General features: G+C 67.0%; 14 protein-coding genes. 9 read left to right on the forward strand and 5 right to left on the reverse strand.

What is annotated here, in order from left to right:
- The first annotated feature begins 130 nt into the window (after positions 1-130).
- A complete protein-coding gene (locus BLU55_RS19540; RefSeq protein ID WP_157682887.1) occupies positions 131-307 on the forward strand; it encodes a hypothetical protein in 177 nt (58 codons plus the stop codon).
- A gap of 443 nt (positions 308-750) precedes the next feature.
- On the opposite strand, the gene BLU55_RS14245 is transcribed toward BLU55_RS19540, so the two are convergent.
- Complete coding sequence (locus BLU55_RS14245) at positions 751-2,016, reverse strand: CHAP domain-containing protein (protein WP_172833918.1); 1,266 nt, start codon at positions 2,014-2,016, stop codon at positions 751-753.
- 1,203 nt (positions 2,017-3,219) lie between these two features.
- Between BLU55_RS14245 and BLU55_RS14250 the strand changes: the two genes are divergently transcribed.
- A complete protein-coding gene (locus BLU55_RS14250; protein ID WP_091730947.1) occupies positions 3,220-3,504 on the forward strand; it encodes a hypothetical protein in 285 nt (94 codons plus the stop codon).
- 173 nt (positions 3,505-3,677) lie between these two features.
- Here the strand turns inward: BLU55_RS14250 and BLU55_RS14255 are convergent, their stop codons facing one another.
- A complete protein-coding gene (locus tag BLU55_RS14255) occupies positions 3,678-4,865 on the reverse strand; it encodes a hypothetical protein (RefSeq protein ID WP_091730949.1) in 1,188 nt (395 codons plus the stop codon).
- 994 nt (positions 4,866-5,859) lie between these two features.
- A complete protein-coding gene (locus BLU55_RS14260) occupies positions 5,860-6,528 on the reverse strand; it encodes a hypothetical protein (RefSeq protein WP_091730952.1) in 669 nt (222 codons plus the stop codon).
- A 298-nt stretch (positions 6,529-6,826) separates the two neighbouring features.
- Between BLU55_RS14260 and BLU55_RS14265 the strand changes: the two genes are divergently transcribed.
- A complete protein-coding gene (locus BLU55_RS14265) occupies positions 6,827-8,293 on the forward strand; it encodes a serine integrase family protein (protein WP_091730954.1) in 1,467 nt (488 codons plus the stop codon).
- Between the two features lie 41 nt (positions 8,294-8,334).
- Positions 8,335-9,885 (forward strand): hypothetical protein, encoded by a 1,551-nt coding sequence (locus tag BLU55_RS14270; RefSeq protein ID WP_157682888.1) that lies wholly within the window; start codon positions 8,335-8,337, stop codon positions 9,883-9,885.
- Positions 9,886-10,150: 265 nt separating this feature from the next.
- On the opposite strand, the gene BLU55_RS14275 is transcribed toward BLU55_RS14270, so the two are convergent.
- Positions 10,151-10,519 carry a hypothetical protein gene (locus BLU55_RS14275; protein WP_091730961.1) on the reverse strand — a complete coding sequence of 123 codons (369 nt, stop codon included), beginning with the start codon at positions 10,517-10,519 and terminating at the stop codon, positions 10,151-10,153.
- Between the two features lie 1,125 nt (positions 10,520-11,644).
- Between BLU55_RS14275 and BLU55_RS14280 the strand changes: the two genes are divergently transcribed.
- From BLU55_RS14280 to BLU55_RS14295, 4 genes are all read left to right on the forward strand, one after another.
- Positions 11,645-12,472, forward strand: a complete 828-nt coding sequence (locus BLU55_RS14280; protein WP_091730964.1) for an abortive infection family protein — start codon at positions 11,645-11,647, stop codon at positions 12,470-12,472.
- 552 nt (positions 12,473-13,024) lie between these two features.
- Positions 13,025-13,408 carry a hypothetical protein gene (locus BLU55_RS14285; protein WP_091730966.1) on the forward strand — a complete coding sequence of 128 codons (384 nt, stop codon included), beginning with the start codon at positions 13,025-13,027 and terminating at the stop codon, positions 13,406-13,408.
- A gap of 234 nt (positions 13,409-13,642) precedes the next feature.
- Positions 13,643-14,149: a hypothetical protein gene (locus tag BLU55_RS14290; RefSeq protein WP_157682889.1), complete on the forward strand. Its 507-nt coding sequence runs from the start codon at positions 13,643-13,645 to the stop codon at positions 14,147-14,149.
- A complete protein-coding gene (locus BLU55_RS14295; RefSeq protein WP_091730972.1) occupies positions 14,146-15,369 on the forward strand; it encodes a site-specific integrase in 1,224 nt (407 codons plus the stop codon). The genes BLU55_RS14290 and BLU55_RS14295 overlap by 4 nt, the downstream gene beginning before the upstream one ends.
- A 442-nt stretch (positions 15,370-15,811) precedes the next feature.
- Here BLU55_RS14295 and BLU55_RS14300 read toward each other — a convergent pair whose 3' ends face one another.
- Positions 15,812-16,378, reverse strand: coding sequence for a DUF5067 domain-containing protein (locus BLU55_RS14300; protein ID WP_091730974.1), 567 nt, complete (start codon positions 16,376-16,378; stop codon positions 15,812-15,814).
- 777 nt (positions 16,379-17,155) lie between these two features.
- On the opposite strand from BLU55_RS14300, the gene BLU55_RS14305 reads away from it, so the two are divergent.
- On the forward strand, positions 17,156-19,309 hold the full coding sequence (locus tag BLU55_RS14305) for a carboxypeptidase regulatory-like domain-containing protein (protein ID WP_091730977.1): 2,154 nt from the start codon (positions 17,156-17,158) through the stop codon (positions 19,307-19,309).
- Positions 19,310-19,583: the final 274 nt, after the last annotated feature.

Below are 19,583 nucleotides of genomic sequence, written 5' to 3' on the forward strand. Positions count from 1 at the left end.
GCGAACGGCGCTGGTGGCCCTCGCCACCGCCGCCACGTTCACCGGGGTGGTCGCGGGGCCGGCCTCAGCGCACGACGGCGGGTCGTCCAGTTGCGTCACCCGCCACGAGTGGCGTCACGTGAAGGTCGGGATGAGCAAGGCCACCGTGCACGCCATCTTCGACACCCGCGGCAAGTTCGCCGACGGCCACGCCGGCGGGTACACCCGCGAGTACCGGCCCTGCGCGTGGGGCGGAGGCACCGACGTACGCCTGTTCGTCGGGTACAGCGGCGACACGCACCGCGCAGTCGAGAAGCGGCTCGTGTAGCCCTCTGCACACCCAGCCCGGCGTAGATCTCTCCCGCCTTGTACTGAGCCCGTTGCCAGCTGCGCCGTCCAGCCGTGGTGCTGAAGCCCACCCAGAGGGAGGATGCGGCCATGACGACTCCGAAGAAGGTCCTGGCCTTATGCGAGGACCGCGGACCTCGCAGCCCGGGGCGTCGACCCCAACCTCGTGGGCGCGATGTACGCCGTACCCGGAGGGACCGGGTACCTCGTTGCCGATGACGGCCTCGCCGCTTACCTGGCGCTGGCGCGTGCGACCGGGCCGCGGACGGGGTCTCGCGGAAGGAGATGGCCGATGCGGACATCTCCTCCGGCGCGCCACATGGTGACTCTCGCGCGTGGCACAACTTGTCCGCGCGGAGATCTGCCCTACGTGTCTGATTCGTGCGCGTAAGAACCAGGACGCAGCTTGAGACTCGTGATCGATCAGTACAAGTAGGCCTGCGCGCGGGTGTTGCGCTCGCTGTACCGCCCCGTTCCGCCGTTGTTGTACTCCCCGATGCGAGCTGAGCCATCGGGGTTGACGGCCAAGACGTACGCCACGTGCCCGTAGCGGTTGGTCGACGTGGCACCCCACCAGGCGACGGCACCGACGCGCGGAGTCGAGCCGACCTCGCGCCCCCTTTCTTGCCAGCCTGCCTTCCACCTAGTGGCGTCGGCGCTGCCCCCAGATGCGACCTGCCCCCAGACCAGGCCCTTCTTCCAGGCCACGTAGTCGGTGCAGTTGCGGTAGGCCAGCCGCCGGACCGGGTGGTAGTCGGAGCCGTTCTTGCACCACGCGTACAACCCCTGGCATGCGACCGCGTCGGCGTCCGGGTACCCACCCGTCGTTGACGACGTACCGGGCCCGGACACCCCTTGCCCGCGCGAGGACCACAGCGCCGTGCTGCCGCTGTAGATCACGAGGTTGCCGTCATCCTGCATGACAAGCCGTGCGCCGGCTCCCTGCGTCGCCGAGGACCACTTCGCGACAGCCCCAGGGGCGTAGACAACCAGGTTGCCGTCGCCCTGCATCCTGACGATCGAGCCGCTGACCCCCGTGCCTGAGGCCCACTGCGCACCACCGGGTCCGTAGACGACGAAGTTTCCGTCGCCCTGCATCAGTGCGGTGAAGCGCCCGTCGTGCGACCACAGCGCCTGCCCGGGGGTCAGCTGAGTCTCCGCTGGCAGCGTGTCCTCAGCCCACCCGCCACGGCCGTCACGCGAAGACCAGACGGGCACCCCACCCCGGCTGTACATAACGAGGTTGCCGTCGTCCTGCATCACAAGCCGGACCCCGCGTGCAGGAGCGGTGTGGCTGGACCAAGTGGCTACAGAACCCGCGTACACGACCAGGTTCCCGTCGCTCTGCAGGGCGAGGCTAGATCCGGCGCTTCCCGTTGAGGTCGACCACTGCGCCCCGGCCGGGCCGTAGACAACGAAGTTGCCATCACCCTGCATCACAGCCCGGTGGAGGCCGTTCCTGGACCACAGCGCCATGTTCGGCGCCAGACTGGCTCCGGCGGCTATCTCGTCGGCATTGCTCGGCGCCCGTCCACCCGCCGAGGACCACAGCGGAAGCCCGCCGCGGCTGGCGAGGACGAGGTTGCCGTCGTCTTGCATGGTGAGGGTTGAGCTGGTGGCGGGCGCCGTCGAACTCGACCACACGGCGCTGGATCCGCTGTAGACGACCAAGTTGCCGTCGGCTTGCATGACCGCTCGTCGGTCCGGGCCGTTGGTTCCAGCCGACCACGACGCCTTCTGCTGCTCGAGGTCGTACGTTACGAGGTTTCCGTCACCCTGCATGATCGTGGCGAAGCGCCCTGACTGTGATCGCAGACCCTGCCCGGCCGGGAGCGTTGCTCCACCACCGATGGTGGACTGCCACGTGGCACGTCGTACCGCGGAGGTCCAGGCGGCGTATGTCCGCCCGCCCGTTCGGTATCGGGGTGCGACGACGCGAAACTCCCCGATCCTTGGCGCGGTGTCTGAGAGTGAGTAGGTGCCGTTCCGGAGCGTGGTGCCGGTGCGGGTGGTTGTCCACGCACCGGCGACCTCTAGTTGGAGCCTCACGGGGCGCGCTACGGACCCGAGGTCGCCGCGGAGGACCGCTCGTTGTCCGTGAAAGAGTGAGGGGTCCACCATGCTTGCCGTGGCTACGGCACTCGCAGGCGAAAGCCAGGCGCCGGGCGCGATGGTAACCACCAGACCGATGCATGAAAGCGCGGCGGCCGCCGCGTGACGGAAGGCGCTCATCGGTTCCCCTTAGTGCTATGTCCGGGTCTGTCAGTTCTGAACCGCTCACATCTGCGGGAAGGCTATGCGCGGGCTGGTCTCGACGCGGGCCGTCTCGCCCTCTCGCCCGGATCCGGGATCAAAGGTCTAGAACACCAACCCGCTGGGTGACTGCGAGCATCCGATGGCTTGGACGCCCAGCTCGGCGTCGATGACGCTGTGGTCGGCGGGAGCATCGCGACCAGGTGCATCCGGGTCACACCAGAAGAATCCAACAAGAGCGCCGGGCGCGTCCTAGCCGCTCCGGTCGGCCTCGTGCCTCATGCGCCGCCGCGTCCGGGCCCACTGGTGTACGCCCCGCTCCGTCATGGCTCATCGACGGGCACCAATGGCAGGGCGACTAGCTACCTCGCCTGCTGTCCTGCGGGACACTCGCTCGGCGGGTCGGGCGGGCGGAGATGTGCGTTGATCCGAGCATCGGCCGAGCCGATCCGCGGGAAAGCGCACTGGACTGCGGAAACCAATGTCGGAGCGGCCGGGGCGCGGCGGCTGTCGGCGGGCGCTACCGCAGGACGGGCGACCCGGCTGCGCGGCAGCGGTCGTCGAGAGCGAGCGAAGCGCCATCGAACGCTTCCTCGGCGTCAAGGTCCGCCAGTACCGGTTCGACGCCGCGTCGCACGCATGCGCAACCGCGTCATCCACCGCGGCTACCGGCCGGCCGAAGATGAGGCCGAAGCTGCTATCGCCGCGACCGAACGCCTCGAAACCCCGGTGATGGACAGGCTGTCAGCCAAGTCCGACACCTACCCGCGCGCAGCACTCATGCTCGTGGGCAAGGAGGGTCTCGAGCGCCGCGACATGTTCGGCGCAGCGAAGGCCGCCTACAGACACGAGTCTCTTGCCGCTTTGCTGCATGCCTACAACAGCTGGCTCGACAGCAGCCCTACGAACGACCTCGACGACTAAGCCGGCCTCCTCGATCACACGCACCCGTTCTCCGTAGCATTACGGGGGATAGAGGGCAGACCTGCCTCGGAGTTGAACTCACCACGTGCGATGGCGACAGCCAAGCACCGGCACCGGCAACCGTTGTGAGGGACTCGCCGCCCCCCGCTGCCGTCGCATCGTCAGCCAAGCCCTCACGGGGACTGACTGTCCAGCTGCGGCCCGGTGCCACGGGGCTTCGGTGGCGTCTTCGGCCAGTCACGGGAACCCCGAAGAGGGATGCGCCCGTCATCAAGCAGGAAGAGCTCGGCCTCTGGAGCTGGCACGACGTTCCGGTCCCTCCACGAGGCCAGCGCGGGGTGGTGCGCCATGTCAAACAGCAGGCGACCTAGACGCTTGGCAGAAGCCGCAAGCTGAACTGCCAAAATTTGATCCCCTGCAGTTCCGACGTCGACTGGTCGGGGCCGTCCCCCCAAGTTCGCATAGGGGCCGTGGCTATCGTCAAGCCAGAGCGCGCGAGCTTCCGCTGCGCTGGCGAGCGCCTCGGCGATCTGGTGTTGACCTGCAGACGTGCTCGCAGTGACGTAGCTGGCAGCTTCCAGATGGTAGAGAGCATCACTTCGCAACGTGTTGATCCGACCGCCCACCCAAATCGCCCGGTCCAGAATCGCGATTACCCCAACGACGTCACGCAGCTCAGCCGAGACCAGCCAGGTAGCCCGTGCCCAAGCGTGGGAACTGATGTACACGTGTCGTGGGTCGGCGTCACCCTGCATCTGGGCGGTGCTTACCTCAAGCAGCGTCTGCCGGGCCTCGGCCACCGCGCCCCCGAACCCCAGAGTCTGGTGAACCACATCTCGCAGCCGCTCGGTCTTCCACTTCGCGTAGACGTCCCGGCCACACGCCTCGTAGGCGTCGAGAGCGGAAATCTGCTCGCCGAGCTCGAGCCAGGTGTCGCGCACGGTGATCAGGTCGGGCCCTGAGTCGTCGTTGTCGCCAGCGCGTGCGTGCAGCGCCGCCGGGACCACGTCTCGATACTCCCGGGGCATGGCGTCGCTCGGAGTGGCGTGGCGCGGCGGCAGCCTGATCATCTCGGACCGCTGGGCAAGCTGCTCCGGGCGTTGCACCCCACTGACTCGCCAGGCCAGTCTGCACAGGTCGCGAGCGAAAGGGTGGGCGTCATTGAAGTGATAGCCGTCATCACCGACTCGCAACAAGTCACTCTCGATCAGGGGAGCGGCCGCGCGCGAGGCAGCGAACTTGCTGATGCCAGCCGTCCTCGCGAGTTCGGTCAGCGAAGCGGGGTGCAGGGTCGCGATTGCGGCCGTGACGAGCTGGCTCGGGGCGCCGTTGGCCGGGATGACATCACCGTAAGCAAACATGCAACTCAGTGTAGCGGCACCCGCAACACCCACCCTCCGATCGCGCAACAGGGCCGTGCAGTTCGTGCCTACGGCCAGTACCGACCGACCCCAGCGTGGGCCGCCTGACTCTGCACACAGCTGCAGCGCCCACCTCGAACCGACTCGGCCGGCGACGGGTCCCGGTCGAGCGGCACGCTTGAATCTGAATCAAGCCGGGCGGGCTAGTGCTAGTGCTGGTGCACACGTCAGATGGAGACCTGGCCTACGTCAGCAACTGTTGGGGACCTGGCCTGCGTCAGCAACTGTGACCGGAGCGACAGGCAAGAAGGTTACGGTCCGTGACGGCGCTAGTCGCTCTCCCCATTCTGTTGCAACCGAGCCAGAGACTTGCTGCTCGGGGCTGTCGGCGTCCGTAGGATCGAAGTTGCCGCTTTCCACGTCGCAGATCAGCTCCTCGAGCAAGTCAGCCAGCTCGAGACACCGGTACCTGACCGACGCTGGGTCCGTGGATTCACGCGAGATTTGGTCCATGTTGCAGACCGTCCCTAGGGCGGCCGATGCGGCAAGCAGCGCCTGTTTACGAACCTCGTCCCTAGTGGCGCTGATCGCGGTGACGACGGGGCGATGACGGTGTCGGCGTTGAGGGCGAAGAGACGGAAACGGCGGCCGTGCGGCCCCAGACCTAGAGCTGGCTGGCGCGTCCCCCGCTGCGGGTCCGCGCGATTGCCTAGTTCGCAACTAAGGAGTTGCGGGGTGCCGTAGGCCAGGGCGACCTTGAGGTTTCTCCGTCCCAGGGGGCGGCGTAGTTGCGCAGGTGGTGCTCGGTGTCGCCGATGCACATGTCCACAATCAGACGCGGGAACAGCTTGCGGAAGGCCGGTCCGGCGTCGTGCCCCAGCCGCAGAGCCCGGTGCCGGCCTGCACGTACTGGGCCCGCAGGAGCTTCTCGATGCGTGGAAGACCTACCGCTGAAGAGCCACGACAGACGGTTCCCGTGCCACCTCACAACCAATCAGGATCCGCGGCGCGGGTCTTCCGAGCGAGTCTGCAGTGATGCCCCTTGGTACGTGGGCTCGGCCGCGCCCTGAACACGGACAGGCCCAACCAGCAGCATTCCTCGGAGCGTGCCGAGCAGCAGTGACACATCCCAAGACCTCACTCCCGCGCCGAACTCCCCAGCGCGAACCCGGATCGGTCCGTCGTCGGCTTCCGGCGTTGCCTGACAACACGTGGTGTCTGCCCCATCCCTAGAGACCACGGCAAGCAACTGCTCCCCGACTGACCGCAAGGCGAACCCGGACACGACAACGGACCGACTTCCCTCCTCCTGCACGTCGGTCAAGCTCACCAGTTCTTCGCGCGCCTGGACCGCGCCCACCTCGTCACCATCGGCCACCAAGGCCAAGACCAGGGCCTCCAGAGCGCGACGCTCCACATCGACGGCCGACAACCCAGCTGCATGATCGGACGGCCCCAACCGCAGCAGAGGTGCACCCGTCCGCAGGCTGGCGGCAAGTGCGCGGATGCCCGCCTGCATCACCATCGGTGTGTCTGACGAGTACCCGCCCCCACCGCACGTTCGCGGGTCGCAGCGGCACGCCGCGTCGAGACCCGTCTCGACGGCGAGGGCGTCCTCGAACGAGAGCGGTTCTGCGCAGGCGCACAACGATTCGCCGCTCATCGCGCGTACCTGCTTGCAAGAAGTTGCGGGCTCCGCACGGTCGCCGTCGAGCAGCAGGATTTCAACGAAACGATTTTCTGCTTCTCGAGGTGTCGGTCACACCGTCACGGGAGCCACAACCCTTGCTCATCTAGTGTTTATAAACAACACTCCCCTGAGTGCAAGGCGCCGCGGACCCCGCCCCCGATGTGACCGACCCCGTGGTCTCCGAAGTGACCGCTAAGGCCTGGATGGCCTTGGCACGAGGCGCCTCGGAGGCGGCCGAGCCTCACCGTGAGGTCGGCGGGAAGGAAACATCATGACCAAGTCACCGGACCCCACCTGCATGCTGGACCGGCCCCCAAGGGTGCTCGGGCTCTACGTCATCCGCGAGTCGGACCAGTGGGACCTTGAGCTGTTCAACGCAATGCGCGAACAGACCTACCTCAGCCACCGGGCGATCGCGGCTGTTGACGCCATCAGGCAGGTGGGCCTTGAGCCGCTGCGCGGCGACTCATTCCCTGTGACGCTCACGGACGACGTGGGGGTTACAACGACGACTGAGGTCCACGTGGAGGTCCTGCGCAACGGCTCCACGAAAGCGCGACTGTTCTTCTTCGGCGGCTACTGGCACCTGTGGTCGCAGGCGTCGGCTGCGTCGGTCGGGAACGATGGTGTGAACGCCTTCACTTCGATCCTAATTGAGGTGATCCAGCGGCTCCGCCCGTTCAACCTGTACGCAGCAAACTTCAGCCGACTGATCCGTTCGCAGCCTCAGGGCAGTCGCCTGGCTGCGGCGATCGAGGGCAACGTCGACCACCTGCACGCGGGAACGCTGCGGTTGACCTTCGTCGGACCAGAGGGCCAGGTCGGGTTCATGATGTTCAGCATGTTCAGCCTCGTGGCGAGCATGGAGCGCGACTGGATCGTGCAGCGGCTGATGGCGGGGCGCATCTCCAAGTGGCGCCGCCGCGAGTGGGCTTTCGGGAAGGGCACGGTGCCATTCGGATACGAGCTTCACCCGACGACGGCGGAGCTGGTGGTGGATGAGAGCAAGCGCGCTCAGGTCCGCGAGATGATGATGATCCTGTCGAAGGACGCTCCGCCGTCTCAATTAGCCCGCGAGCTGGATCGTGCCGGCATCACGTCGATGCGGAAGCATCGGCGGCTGAAGGAGGTCGTGCCGGTCGGCGGGATGAGCAGCACGAGCGCCCTCATCGACTCGATGTTCGCGTGGGCCCCGCTGTGGTGTCACGGCGAATACCTGTTCCGGGTGTCGAACGTGTTCCCGGGGATGGAGGAGCTGGCCGGCGTCCCCATCGTGCGGGACCCGGCCCGGCCCGACGACCTGGGTGAGATGCAGATGCTCTACAAGGTTGGTGTCCCAGACGGTGGATGGGCGGAGCCGGAAGTTGTGCAGGCGTTCGCTGAAGCTGCCGCGCGGCACACGCGTCACCTGCTCGAGAAGCGGAACCGCAACGACGTGCGGCCGCTCGCTGAAGACGTGATCGCTGGGTCGGCCAGCCCCGTGGCGCACAACGCCACTCTGAACGCCCAGCACAGTCGTGCCTTGGATGTGCAGTCGCAGGCCCGGCGCGCCGCTGCCCGTTCGCGCCGATCGGTAGCCGCCTTGGCAGGACGGCGGTGGCGAGATGGCAACTGGGAGTACGAGCTGTTCGTCGCTGGCACAAACCTCTACACGGTCGTCCGCTGGCCCGCTCGGGCAGGCAAACGTTCCGATTCACGTCTCGCCTTGCTCGAACAGTCGAAGGAGGAGAACCGGTGAGGCTAGGAAGTACCTTCTCGTCGGCACGGACGGTCGACTCGATGGAAGCGCAAGTCGTCGGCTACGTGAAGAAGGATGAGATGTTTCCCGGGTTGGTGGACGCGTTCATCGCTGCGTGTCGAACGGGCCTGCCCGTGCACCGTCGCCCCGGGCACTCAACGTTCTCGGGTGCGCATACCGGCACCACCGTCGATGTCCTGGCTCAACGTCGGCGACTCCAAGAGGGCGTGATCCTCGAGGCCCGCAAGAAGATCAAGAACGCCATCCGCCGCGAGATCGAGGTGGAAGATGACGACGAGACCGCAGAGCTCTATCGCGGTGCGGCCGCAGAAGCGCGCGAGGAGCTGCGCTCAGCCCGCGCCGCACTCGCCCAGATCGAGGCAGACGCCAAGGTCCCAACCACAACGGGACCATTCGATGCGTTGACGCACGTCATCGTCCCCGCGATGGCCCGGCTCAAGATGAGTGGCGGCGTCCTTTCGCAGGAGGAGGTTCAAGCACTCGAGGCAATAATCCCGTCATTCTCGATGGAGCTGCGGAGCGGCAAGTGGTGGGCGATCGCGACCGTTCGGATCAACACCGTCGAGGGGGTCGCGGACCTAGGTCCTTTCGAGTGGGCGATCTCGGGTCGCGCCCGCGGGACGGCGCGAGTGGCCGCCCAGCTCGACACCGTGCCGGATGTTGGCGCCGCGTCGCGTCGGCGGTTGTTCGGTGACTTAGTCCGAAGCGGCAGGGTGACTGAGGACGCAGCCACGATCCTGCGCAATGCTCCGTTTGTTCAACTGCCCTACTTGGTCCTGCACTCGGTGCGGGGCGAGGAACTGCCGCAATGGATGGGCGAGGAGTGGCGGGAACCGCGGTTTGTGTCGTGGATCGTAAGCATCTACACCGACCCAAAGTTCAGGTGGATGAACAACGGCATGTACGCGACGGTGTCGTACTCACGTCAATTCGCGGCGACCTTCGCTGCGAAGCAGGAGGAGTTCACCGTCTCGGACCTCGCCGAGTGCGCACCGATTCCGCGCGCGAGCGCGTACCACCAGATGACGAGGCCGTCGTCGACGAAATACAGCAAGATACGACCGTTCGAGCCGACACTTGAGCTCGTTGGAGTTTTGCCCACAGGCATTCACCGTCACGTGATGCGTGGATGCAAGTGCGTGTGCGGTCAGGTCGCGTCGATCGTGACGCACGTGCCCGAAGTTCCGCGCGACTTGCTGTGCGACTGCGGTCGCATGCTCGACACGGAACGGTTTGGGTTGGATGCCGCTGTGCGGTTTCCGGAGGAGTACAAACTTCTTCGCTTGCCGTTTGACGAGTGTGTGGACGAGCTGACCGATCGGGTGGCAGCTCAGCGTGACGTGCCTGGCGCCGTGGGGCGGCGGTTGATGCTGCTGAGCGACCTACTGGAAGACGGAGCGACAGACCTCCGTATTGCCACGGCCCTGGGAGGGAAGGGGACCAGCCAGAGCACGCTCCTGGGCAAGTTGGAGCAGTTTGGTTGGCTGCGACGGAGCGACACCCGGCCGGCTATCTGGACCTACACGGATGAGGGAAGAGCACAGGCCGCCCGTTTTGCGGCTGACGGCTGATCGGCCCGGCACTACGGAGATGGTGACGGTCGTCGATCTAGGGATCACTGAGCACGCGATGTGCCCGACTTCGCCTGGGCCCGTTCGCCACCGCACTACCTGTTGCCCTGGCTACTTCACGCAGCCGCCGGAGCCGTTGACGATGCCGCGGGTGCCGTCTGTCGACGGGGTCGCGCCCATGACGAACGGGTCCTTCGACAGCTTGACGTCGTTGGGGTTCTTCATCTCCGCCGCCCACCCGCGTGCCTCCCTCGCTTGCCGGACTTCACTGGCCAGTCGCTCCTTCGCTCCTCCCACTCGGTCTCGCCAAGCGGCCAGTAGTCACTGAGGCCGGGGTCACGTTGTGAACTCTCGCGGGAGACAACGAGCCTCCAAGAGTGGAGGCGAGCGGGGTAATGGTGTTGACGTACTCGGCGACCTTGTCCTCGCGGGTGTTGCTCCGGGTCCAGACCCGCAGCCCGGTGCCCTGGACCTCGTAGTGCCCGCTGAGGCGGGTATCGGAGTAGGCGGGGTTGAAGTCGCCCGGTACCGAGATGGTGCTTGAGGCGGCCTGCGCGGGTCCGGCCAGGGCGAGGGCGGCGGTCGCGGCGGCGCCGAGGGCGGTACCGATGCGGGTCAGGGGTCGTGCGCTCATGCGGGCTCCTGTGGTGAGGTCCCGACGCCCCGACGAGGGCGTTGGGGGATGACGGCAACCCCCCGGGAAGTAGTCGCAGCACGCGAACGCACGTCGGGGGTCGCCCAGGGCGCGGCGCCGACCGCTAGACCGGGTTTCCGTCCCTCGGGCATTCCTGTCTCAGGGTGGGGCCGGGGGGTTACCCGCGTGCTACGGGGCCGCCGCCCATGCACTGCAGGAGTTGTTCGCGGCCGGCCTGGTCACGTGGGGGTGTGCGACGACTCATGAGCGCACGTCGCGGGACAAGCCGTCCTGCCCGCCGTCGCGGCAGGCGTGGGCAAGGTCAACTGGGTGTCAGTCGAACACATGTTCTAACCTGCGACAGGTGTCACGCCAGCCCTCGTTCCACGTCTTGGTGGACACGACAGGGAAGTGGTCGCTTCCTGCGCCGGGGATGCTGCTGGCGTGGCGTCACAAGGGTCGGCGCGGTTGGGAGGCGTGGGTCGTCCGCGTCGAGTCGTACCCCACGGGGACGGGATCCGAGGTGCTCGTGTCGCAGTCATGGGTGCCGACGGCATTGGTGCGCCCGGCCGAGGAGTCCTAGGAGGCGCGGCCTCGGTCGGCGGCGTGAGGTGGACTGCCACGACGGCTGGGCGACAGAGGTGGGGTGGGCCGGGGGGTCATCAGCTCCGAACACGCGTCCCAGACAGGGGCGCAGGTCTGGGTGCAGCATGCACACTTTCCTTCTGCGGACGGAGGCGACGAGTGGACAATGACAGGGTCATCTGGGTCAGCGGCGGCGGCCAGGCGGGGTACTACGGCTGTTCGCACCAGGGGTGCGGTCGCAAGGCCCGCAACGTCGACAACTGGGGCCGCTCACCTGACCTTCTCTTCGACGACCACATGTGCTGCGGGCGGTCCTTGCACGACGGAAACCATGAGTACCGCGAACGCGAGCGTGAACAAGCGGACCGGTTCGCGAGGGGACGAGCGTCGACGAACAGGGCCCGGGCTCGCGGCCGCAGCGAACCTGAGGGTCTCGTTCATGTGCTGGTTAGCTCGGTTGTTCGGCGACTCCTGGGCATAAGGCGTTGAGACCTCGACCGCTGATCCCGGCCGGCTGGACGGCACCGTGAGAGTTGAACCATGGCTACGGTGAAGCTCACTCACCCACTCGCCTCTAGCCTCGCGCAGTGTTTCTACGGTTACGGCCGCCCGACCGGTGCCGCCATTGATCGCTACTTCAAGCGTCTGCAGGCCCCGTGGGATGTCGCGGAAGGTGCGTCGAACAAGGAGGAGCGCGTCGAGGCCCTGCTGGCCTGGGTCGGCAACAACTGCCCGGACCGGATCAGTGAAACTGTGAACTGGATGGTCTACGACCTCCACCGCGGTGGACACCTTGATCCAGGTCAGGACGAGGTCTACGTCGGCAACTCGATGGCAAGGAACCTCACCGCCCAGCTCGCCAAGCAGGGCCTGCAGGTTGGCGACGACGGGGAACTGCGCGAGATAACGCCGTTGGCCGCCGGCTCGCTGCCGGCAAGCAGAAGCCACGTACGCGCCGAGATCTCGCGTCTGCAGCGCAGTCACGAAGACCCCGCAGCGCTACTGGGTCACACTAAGGACCTCCTTGAGACTGTTGCCAAGACCGTCATCCACGAGACGGGCGGCGCCGTCGATGACCGACTCGACTACCCGCAACTGCTCCGGAAGGCACGAGAAGTCCTCCCCCTCATGCCTACTGACCTCGAACCGGCGTCACGAGCGGGCAAGGCGATGGAACGCTTCATCAACGGACTCTGGACCATGGCCAACTCAGTCAATGAACTCCGGAACGCCGCTGGAACCGGTCACGGGCGGCTGACTACGGGGCCCTTTGGGACCGCGCATCCTCGAGCCGTTGCCGACGCTGCCGTCGCCCTGGCGCGACTCTGGCTCGAGCTCCTCGATCAGCAGGCGGAGGGCGAACCGTGACCGAAGGGCTCAGGTTGAGCGGAGCCATGGGGCAGCTGGTGTGCTGGAACTGTTAGGTGGCGGTAGGTCGGGACTTGACTCGGGCCAAGGCTGCCCCCGGGCCCAGGTTGGGTTGGGGCTCCGGATGCGCGCGTGCCCGTGTCATCCGGCCGTCGCAACCTGGTGCCGCAGCGGAACGGGAAGCGGGCGATTGGGGGGTGCGGTGCCCGCCCCGGGTTGGCGCGTTCTCCTGCGCGGTCGGCGGGTTCTCGCCGACCTCCTACACGGCCGCATGGTGCCCGACGGTCGGGTACCGAGTTCTCGGCAAATACCGGGCCCGGCGCCGCGAGCGCAGCTTCCGCGAAGTGCGCCTAGGTGCTGCCCCTCCACGGGTCGTGACGTGTCTGGCGGGCGGCGGTCCATCCAGGGCTGTCGCCCGTTCGCGACGGTCGCAGTCCCCATCCGGGGCTCTCGACACCAGGGGCCGCGCTGACGGCAGGGTTGCTCCTTGCAGCTCGCACCTTCTGGTCATCGCCAGCATTGGGGTAGGTCCAGTGGTTGGCGTCCTTCGGCATGACGACCTTCCGTACCCTGCGTCCGCGCGACGACTGGGCCGATCTGGGGTCGAGGGTCGACCAGTGGCTGGACAGACGGCTGGGCATCGGCGGGCGAACAGAGGACGAAGCCCGCGCCAAGTTCGACCTCGTCGGCCGCGACGTGCCCGTTGCCGATCTGATCGACCAAGTGCAGCGCGAGCGCGAGAGGCTGTTGCGTGACGGGACCACCCGGCCGGAGCTGTGGGTCTCAACCATCGGTCAGCTCACCCTGCTGGAAGCCCTCGAGGGGCTTAGCCCTCTTGCGTTCGACGCCTGGCGAGCGCTGACTGAAGGCGGCGCCGACATGCTGGACACGGCACGTGCCGTCCGCGACGCGACCACATCGTCAGAGTTCAGCTGAGTTGATTGCGTGAGTCCGGCCGACCTGGAGGTTCGTGCGCAAGGGCCTGAATTGCAGGTTTGCCCAAGCTGTGGCAGTCCGACACACGCGAAGCAGCATCCCGTCACACCTCTCGTGACGCTGAGGCTGGGGGCGCAGCTCCGCGTCCGGCGAGGAGCCGTCGGTTCGGTTGGTGATTGGTTGTCGGATCTAGGGCGTTCCGGACCGGTCCTGGACATGAGTACAAACCACGCGTTGGCGGAGCGGTTCGCGGAACTGTCCGGACGCCCTGTTCCCGACCTCGTTCTGCCCACGAAGGTCTTTTCTGCCTCTACCGGCATGCGCCAGCCGACAGTCCCACCGCTGGTCGACCTCTTCGCTCAAGCAGCTGAAGGACGCACGTCCGACCTGGTGGGAACTCAGCCTGTGCTCGACGCCACCTCGCGCATCAGCCTCGGAAAGGCCGCAGCTGCGATGGGGTGGGACGCAGGCGCCGCGCTGTCCGTGCGCATAGAGGGGTCTCGGGTGCTGCTGAGCCGCAGCGACGAACCGGGCGACGCATCGGGTGGCGGCCGGCCTGCAACCAGCATCTGTGCCCGCCTGGACTCGCAGCGACGCCTAACGCTGACGCCCGGGGCGAAGTTCGCGCTCGGTGTCGCGCCTGGGGCGCAGGTTCAAGTCATCGCCGACCCTCTGCGTGGCAATGTCATGTTTGTCTCGCTAGCCCGTGCGCTGAAGCTGCTTATGGAGGGCCCGGAGTGAGCAGCGACAAGGCGTCCGCGCTCGCCGGGATGCTGCGCGTGGGCGAGTTCACGATGGATGACCTGCGTCAGGCCGCCGAGCGGGCCGGCCTGGAGGACGCACCTGGCAACCAAGGTGATGGGCTCACCGTCGCGCAGTTCTACGACACCGTCAGGCGAGCAGCGCTACATGCGAACGCAGACGAAGAACGCGGCGGTGGCACATTCCGTACCTACGAGCCGTACTTCCGCCTGTTCGTCGAGGGCTACCCCTACGCCAACCGCAGGCAGACCCGAAGTAGCGGCCAACCGACCGGCCAGACCTCGACCCCGGCACAGGTGCCGGTGGAGGAGAAGTTGTTCGCCGGCTGCGGCCACATGCAACTCGCTGACGTGCGTTTCAGCGACGTAGACGAGGCGGCGAAGTGGGCGTTCCGGCGAGCCCGGCTGGACCACGAATGGAAGAACTGGCGACGAGAGGACCAGGGGCGTCGGCCCCGCGAGCACGGCCAGAGCGGTGCGCGGACCTCGTTCCACAACGCCGTGCGGTTCTTCTTCGCCCAGGCCGTGAAGAACAACCTGTTGCCCGCGTCCGCGGACCCCACCGACCATCTGACGCGCCCTGCCCGCAGCGACGGCTCACGCCGCGCGTTCACCGAACCCGAGCTCGTCGAACTGCACCGCGTCGCGGCGACCAGCGGCAACGACCCGGAGCTCGCCAGGCTGCTCGTAGACACCGTGCTCGTGACCGGCGCCCGCCGCGAGGGCCTCCTCAACCTCAACCTGGGGCGGCTAAACCCGGCTCGGTGCACGGTGTTCCTGCACGAGAAGGGCGACAAGGGCTGCGAGCAGCCCATCACCGGCGAGCTACTGCAACGGTTGACCGACTTCGCGCACTCACGCGGAGCCAGCCGCTTCAGCGACCCCGTGTTCTGCCAGAAGCCGAAGGCCGGTCAGACGCAGCCAGTGCGCGTCACCAGTCGGTGCATCGACAGCGTGAACAGTCGGCTGCAGAAGCACGTTCCGTGGGCAGACGACCTCGGTGTCACCCTCCACTGGTTCCGTCACCACGCGGTCACCCAGGTACAGCGCATCGCCGGCGACGCCGTCGCAGCCCGGTTCGCGCGCCACTCGGCGAGCGGCGTGACGTTGAAGTACTCGAAGGCCTCCGGCGAGGAGGTGTGTCAGGCGATGTCCATCATGACCGGATGGGTCCACCCACTCGCCTGCGGCGGTTGGTGAGCGGCAGCGGCTACGCCCCTCGCCTGCAGCCCGGCCGGCGCACGAGAACGAACGGGCTGCCCACCGGGGCCTGGATCAACACCGCCGTGTTTGCCGACGGCGATGTCTACCAACGCACTCCGCCTCTCGGCAGCGGCCTATCCGGCAGCGAATGAGGGTGGATGGTGGGTTATCTAGCCCTTCTGTCACTGCGTTGCCCTGCGGCGTGGGCACGCTGACGTTGCGCGCACCCGGCGGGTCCGCCGACGTCCGTGGATTCTGCCGAAGGCCGCCGCCAGTCGTACCGGTCCGCCGCCGCGCCCGCTGCCCGTCTTGCGGGGCCCACCTGACGGCCGACTCTCCGGTTCGGTCCCCGAGGTCTGTTGCAGGGGGACGGGGCCATCCTGGGCCAGGCCATTGGGGAACCTGCCTGAGCAGCTGAACCCGGCAACCTGCCACGTCACTACTCGAGCTCGTAGGAGGCCTTGCCGATGGGGTCAGTCAGGCCATCTGTCGCAACCAGGTCCACCGGAGTCTTCAGGTCGTCAAGCTCATAAGCGATCGCGCTCTCAACGGTTCCGCCCTTCTTGATGGTCTCCATCTGGCTTTCCAGGAACCGGTCATCCGGAAGCGAGCCCACCTCCAGCTGGTTCTCCGCATCCGGGTTGTTGTCCTGATAGGCGATGAAGTTCGCGATGAAACTCAACGGGTCAGTTTTCTGACCAGAGACGTTCGTGGTCTTGTAGTAGAACGCGATCACCGGCTTGGTGCCGTACTCGTTGCCCCTCTGCCCCGCCTTGATCACCTTGTGGCGCGTGACCTGGATCTTCAAGTCCGGGGTCGTGAGCACACCATCCTTGAAGGTCGGGGCGTCCTTGCCGGCTGAATCGTCGGCGCCGTCGCCTTCCTGCGGCGAGAACGTCTGCGAGGAACTGTCGTTCTCCGCGTCGTTGCTGGCAGTGCCACACGCGGTCAGCGCGAATGTGAGCACGCTCGAGGCGCAGACAAGCGAGATCAGTGATTTCTGCATGGGCTTTCCATTCTCTTGTTGCGCACGTTGGCGCTCACCCGGGAACGGGTCACACTAGCCAGGCGCGAACGTTGCAGGCTCGCAACCGCGCGGCGTCCCACGGGACGGCGGCCAGCGGAACTGCTCGGGTCCGATGCGCCGCTGCGCCACAAGATGACGCCTGGTGCCGTGACGCTACCGAGAGGACCGAGCAACGGATTGGTGCGTTGACGTCGGTGGGGCGTCCGCGCGGCCCCAGGGCGAACGGTTGCAGCGGCCCGTCGGATCAAGACCGTGGCGACATGAACGTTCTTGCGACCGGAGCAACTGAGGGCCCTGCTTGCCGAGCGGTTCGTACGGCCTCCGGTGCTTGGTCAAGGAGTCCCAGTGGGCGGGATCCGACCCGACGGGCGGTTCCGGTGGGAGCGCGTGACGAGGCGATGATGATGGAGCGAGATCCCGTGATGGTGTCTCAGTCGAGAACTGCGTTTGGTCGACTCTCTCAGAACGTTTTCGGTCATTGTCTGACCCGACGGCTGAGCAGTTGGCCTCCATCTGTGAGGAACTGGCGCAGCGTGAGGTGGCTATCCCGAAAGACGGCGTCTTGTCTGGACCAGACCACCTACGGCCCTGACGCCCACCGGTCCCCTCCTGGAGCGCACTTTGTGCTCCAGTTGTCCCCATTCGCCACCACAGATCGCAACGGGGGACAGGCACGTGGCATCGCATTCTCGGGTAGTACGAACGTTGCTCACCGCACGACCAGCGCTGCCTGCGTGGCCATCACGCGGTCAAGGCTTGGCCCGCACCGTGTGTGCAGTCCTCGCCGCGCTGGCCGTCATGGCGGCCGGGCTCAGCACGGGGTTCCCGGCAGCCGCAGCCGCAGACACAAGTGCCGGCACTGTGGCCGGCGTTGTGACCCGAGCTGCGGGCGGGGCGCTAGCCGGCGCCAACGTCGAGGTGTTCGGAGCTGCTGACGGAACCCTCCAGGCCCTGGGCAGCACTGGAAGCGACGGCAGCTACACGCTTTCGGGGCTCGCCGACGGCACCTACCTAGTCCGGTTCACCGCACCACGGCACGTGCCGAAGTGGTTCGGCGGCGGTGAGGACAAGTCGACCGCGGTCCCCGTGCACATCGACGGCGCCGCCATCGTGACTGTCTCGGAGACCCTGACCCCCGGCGGCTTCATCCGAGGAACCGTCGCATTCGACAGCTCGAGCTCTACCCGCAGGGTCTCTGTCTTCCGTTACCTCGACGGCAGTTGGACCGAGGACACGGGCTCGGCGGCGTACGCCTCCTCCAGCACGGGTGCGTTCAACGTCCAGGTCCCCACCGCGCAACCGGTGAAGCTTCGCGTCGCCTGGGGCGACAGCCTTACGGAGGGCTACTGGTACGGCGATGCCTTCACGTCGACCGACGCCGACACCGTGCAGGTCGACGCCGGCAGCATCGTGTCCGACGTCAACATCACGGTCCCCAAGATCGGCTACGTCGCAGGCAAGGTGACCAACAGCCACGGGACGGCCCTGCCCTCCCAGCAGGTCCTTGCCCACGTCCGCTCCCACGACCACTGGGTGCCCCTGAGCCGCTACACCACCTCAAGCTCCACCAATGGCTACAAGGTCATGGTGCCGGCCGGGTACGACGTCAGCGTCCGAGCAGGAGTTGGCGCGGCCCCGGCACGCGGCGGCTTCGAGCCCACCTGGCTCGATGGCACCCCCGCTGCACCAAACGTCGGCACCGCGACCGCGCCCGTGCCGCTGACGGCCGGGCCCACGAACACGCTCACCGTCAGCAGCGGCGAGACCCGGCTGAACCAGAACGTCGCCCTGCCCGGCGGCGTTGGGATCGTCGGGTTCGTGCGCGACTCCGTCGGACGGGCCGTGCCGGGAGCGACCGTCACCGCCTGGAACAACACCGTTCAGTGGTCCCAAGCCACCACCGATGAGACCGGGTGGTACCGCCTCAGTGGACTGGACCGGAACTCGACCAACATGACGGTGCGCGTTGAAGGCACCCACCTCACCACCGAGTGGTGGAAGGACGCCGCGAACCAGGCCGAAGCAACCCGCCTCGTCCCGTTCACCCAGTCCTACGACGGCCGCGACATCGGCGGCATCTCTCCGATCGTCGGCTTCGACGAAGCCCACCAGCTAAAGAGCACAAGCCCGGTTGCCTTCGCCGGCATCCCACGGGTGGGGCAGTACGTGAGCGTCGTCGCAGCGTCCTGGAACAGCGTTCCTGACTCTCGCGACTACCGCTGGTTCTGCGGCACCGAGCTCATCGGGTTCGGCGAGGCGATGGCCCTCGACGAGCGCCTCGACGGTTGCGACCTGACAGTGCGTGAGGAGGCCTCCAAGAGCGGCTGGGAGTCGGCGGCAGTTACCTCCGCGGCCGTCCGCGTTGACCGATTCCGCAGCACGGTGAAGCCGGCCATCACGGGCAGTGCGGTCGCAGGCTCCGTTCTCACCTCCACCGCCGGCACGTGGAACGCGACCCCGCAATCGATCTCATACCAGTGGTTGCGCAACGGCACCCCCATCGCCTCGGCCACCGGCGCCGCGTACCGTCTGACCACCGCCGACGTCGGCCGCCGCATCAGCACCCGCGTGACCGCGAACGACGAAGAGTCGTGGACAGAGGCCACCGCGCTGACCGCCGCCACCGCCACTATCCGAGCCGCCTCGTCCTTGAGTACGACCCTGAAGCCGCTGACCCGACAGATTCGGGTGACGTTCAAGCTGCAGACGCCCGGTGCCGCACGCCCGGGCGGCACCGTGAGCGTCTACAGAGGTACCAAGGTTCTGGGTCATGTCACCGTCGCCGCCACCCCGCTGGCCCGGACCGTGACCTACCGAGTCCCGCGCGGGCAAGCGAACTTCAAGGTCACTTACAGCGGCAGCAACTCGGCGACGCCGGTCGCCAAGACCGCTGCGGCACGAGTCCGGTAGCCGCCCGTCCCACTCCCCCTACACGGGTTGCAGGCGGGGCAGACGACCTCCGCAGCTCCAGCAGCCGTACCCGAGCCCCACCTGACATGCGCCCGCTGTTCCGCGCTCATCTACGTGCGGCGGGAAGTCCTCGTGTTCATCGTCGAGGATGCCATCGACGACAGCGGCGTCCTGACTCCGGAGACGCTGGCTCGCGACGCAGCCGTAGGCGCACTGGTCGGTGCCATCGTTGACGTGACCTAGCGTCGGCAGGCTTAGTGGCGGCCGACCTTGC

Source organism: Nocardioides scoriae, assembly GCF_900104965.1.
GTDB lineage: Bacteria > Actinomycetota > Actinomycetes > Propionibacteriales > Nocardioidaceae > Marmoricola > Marmoricola scoriae.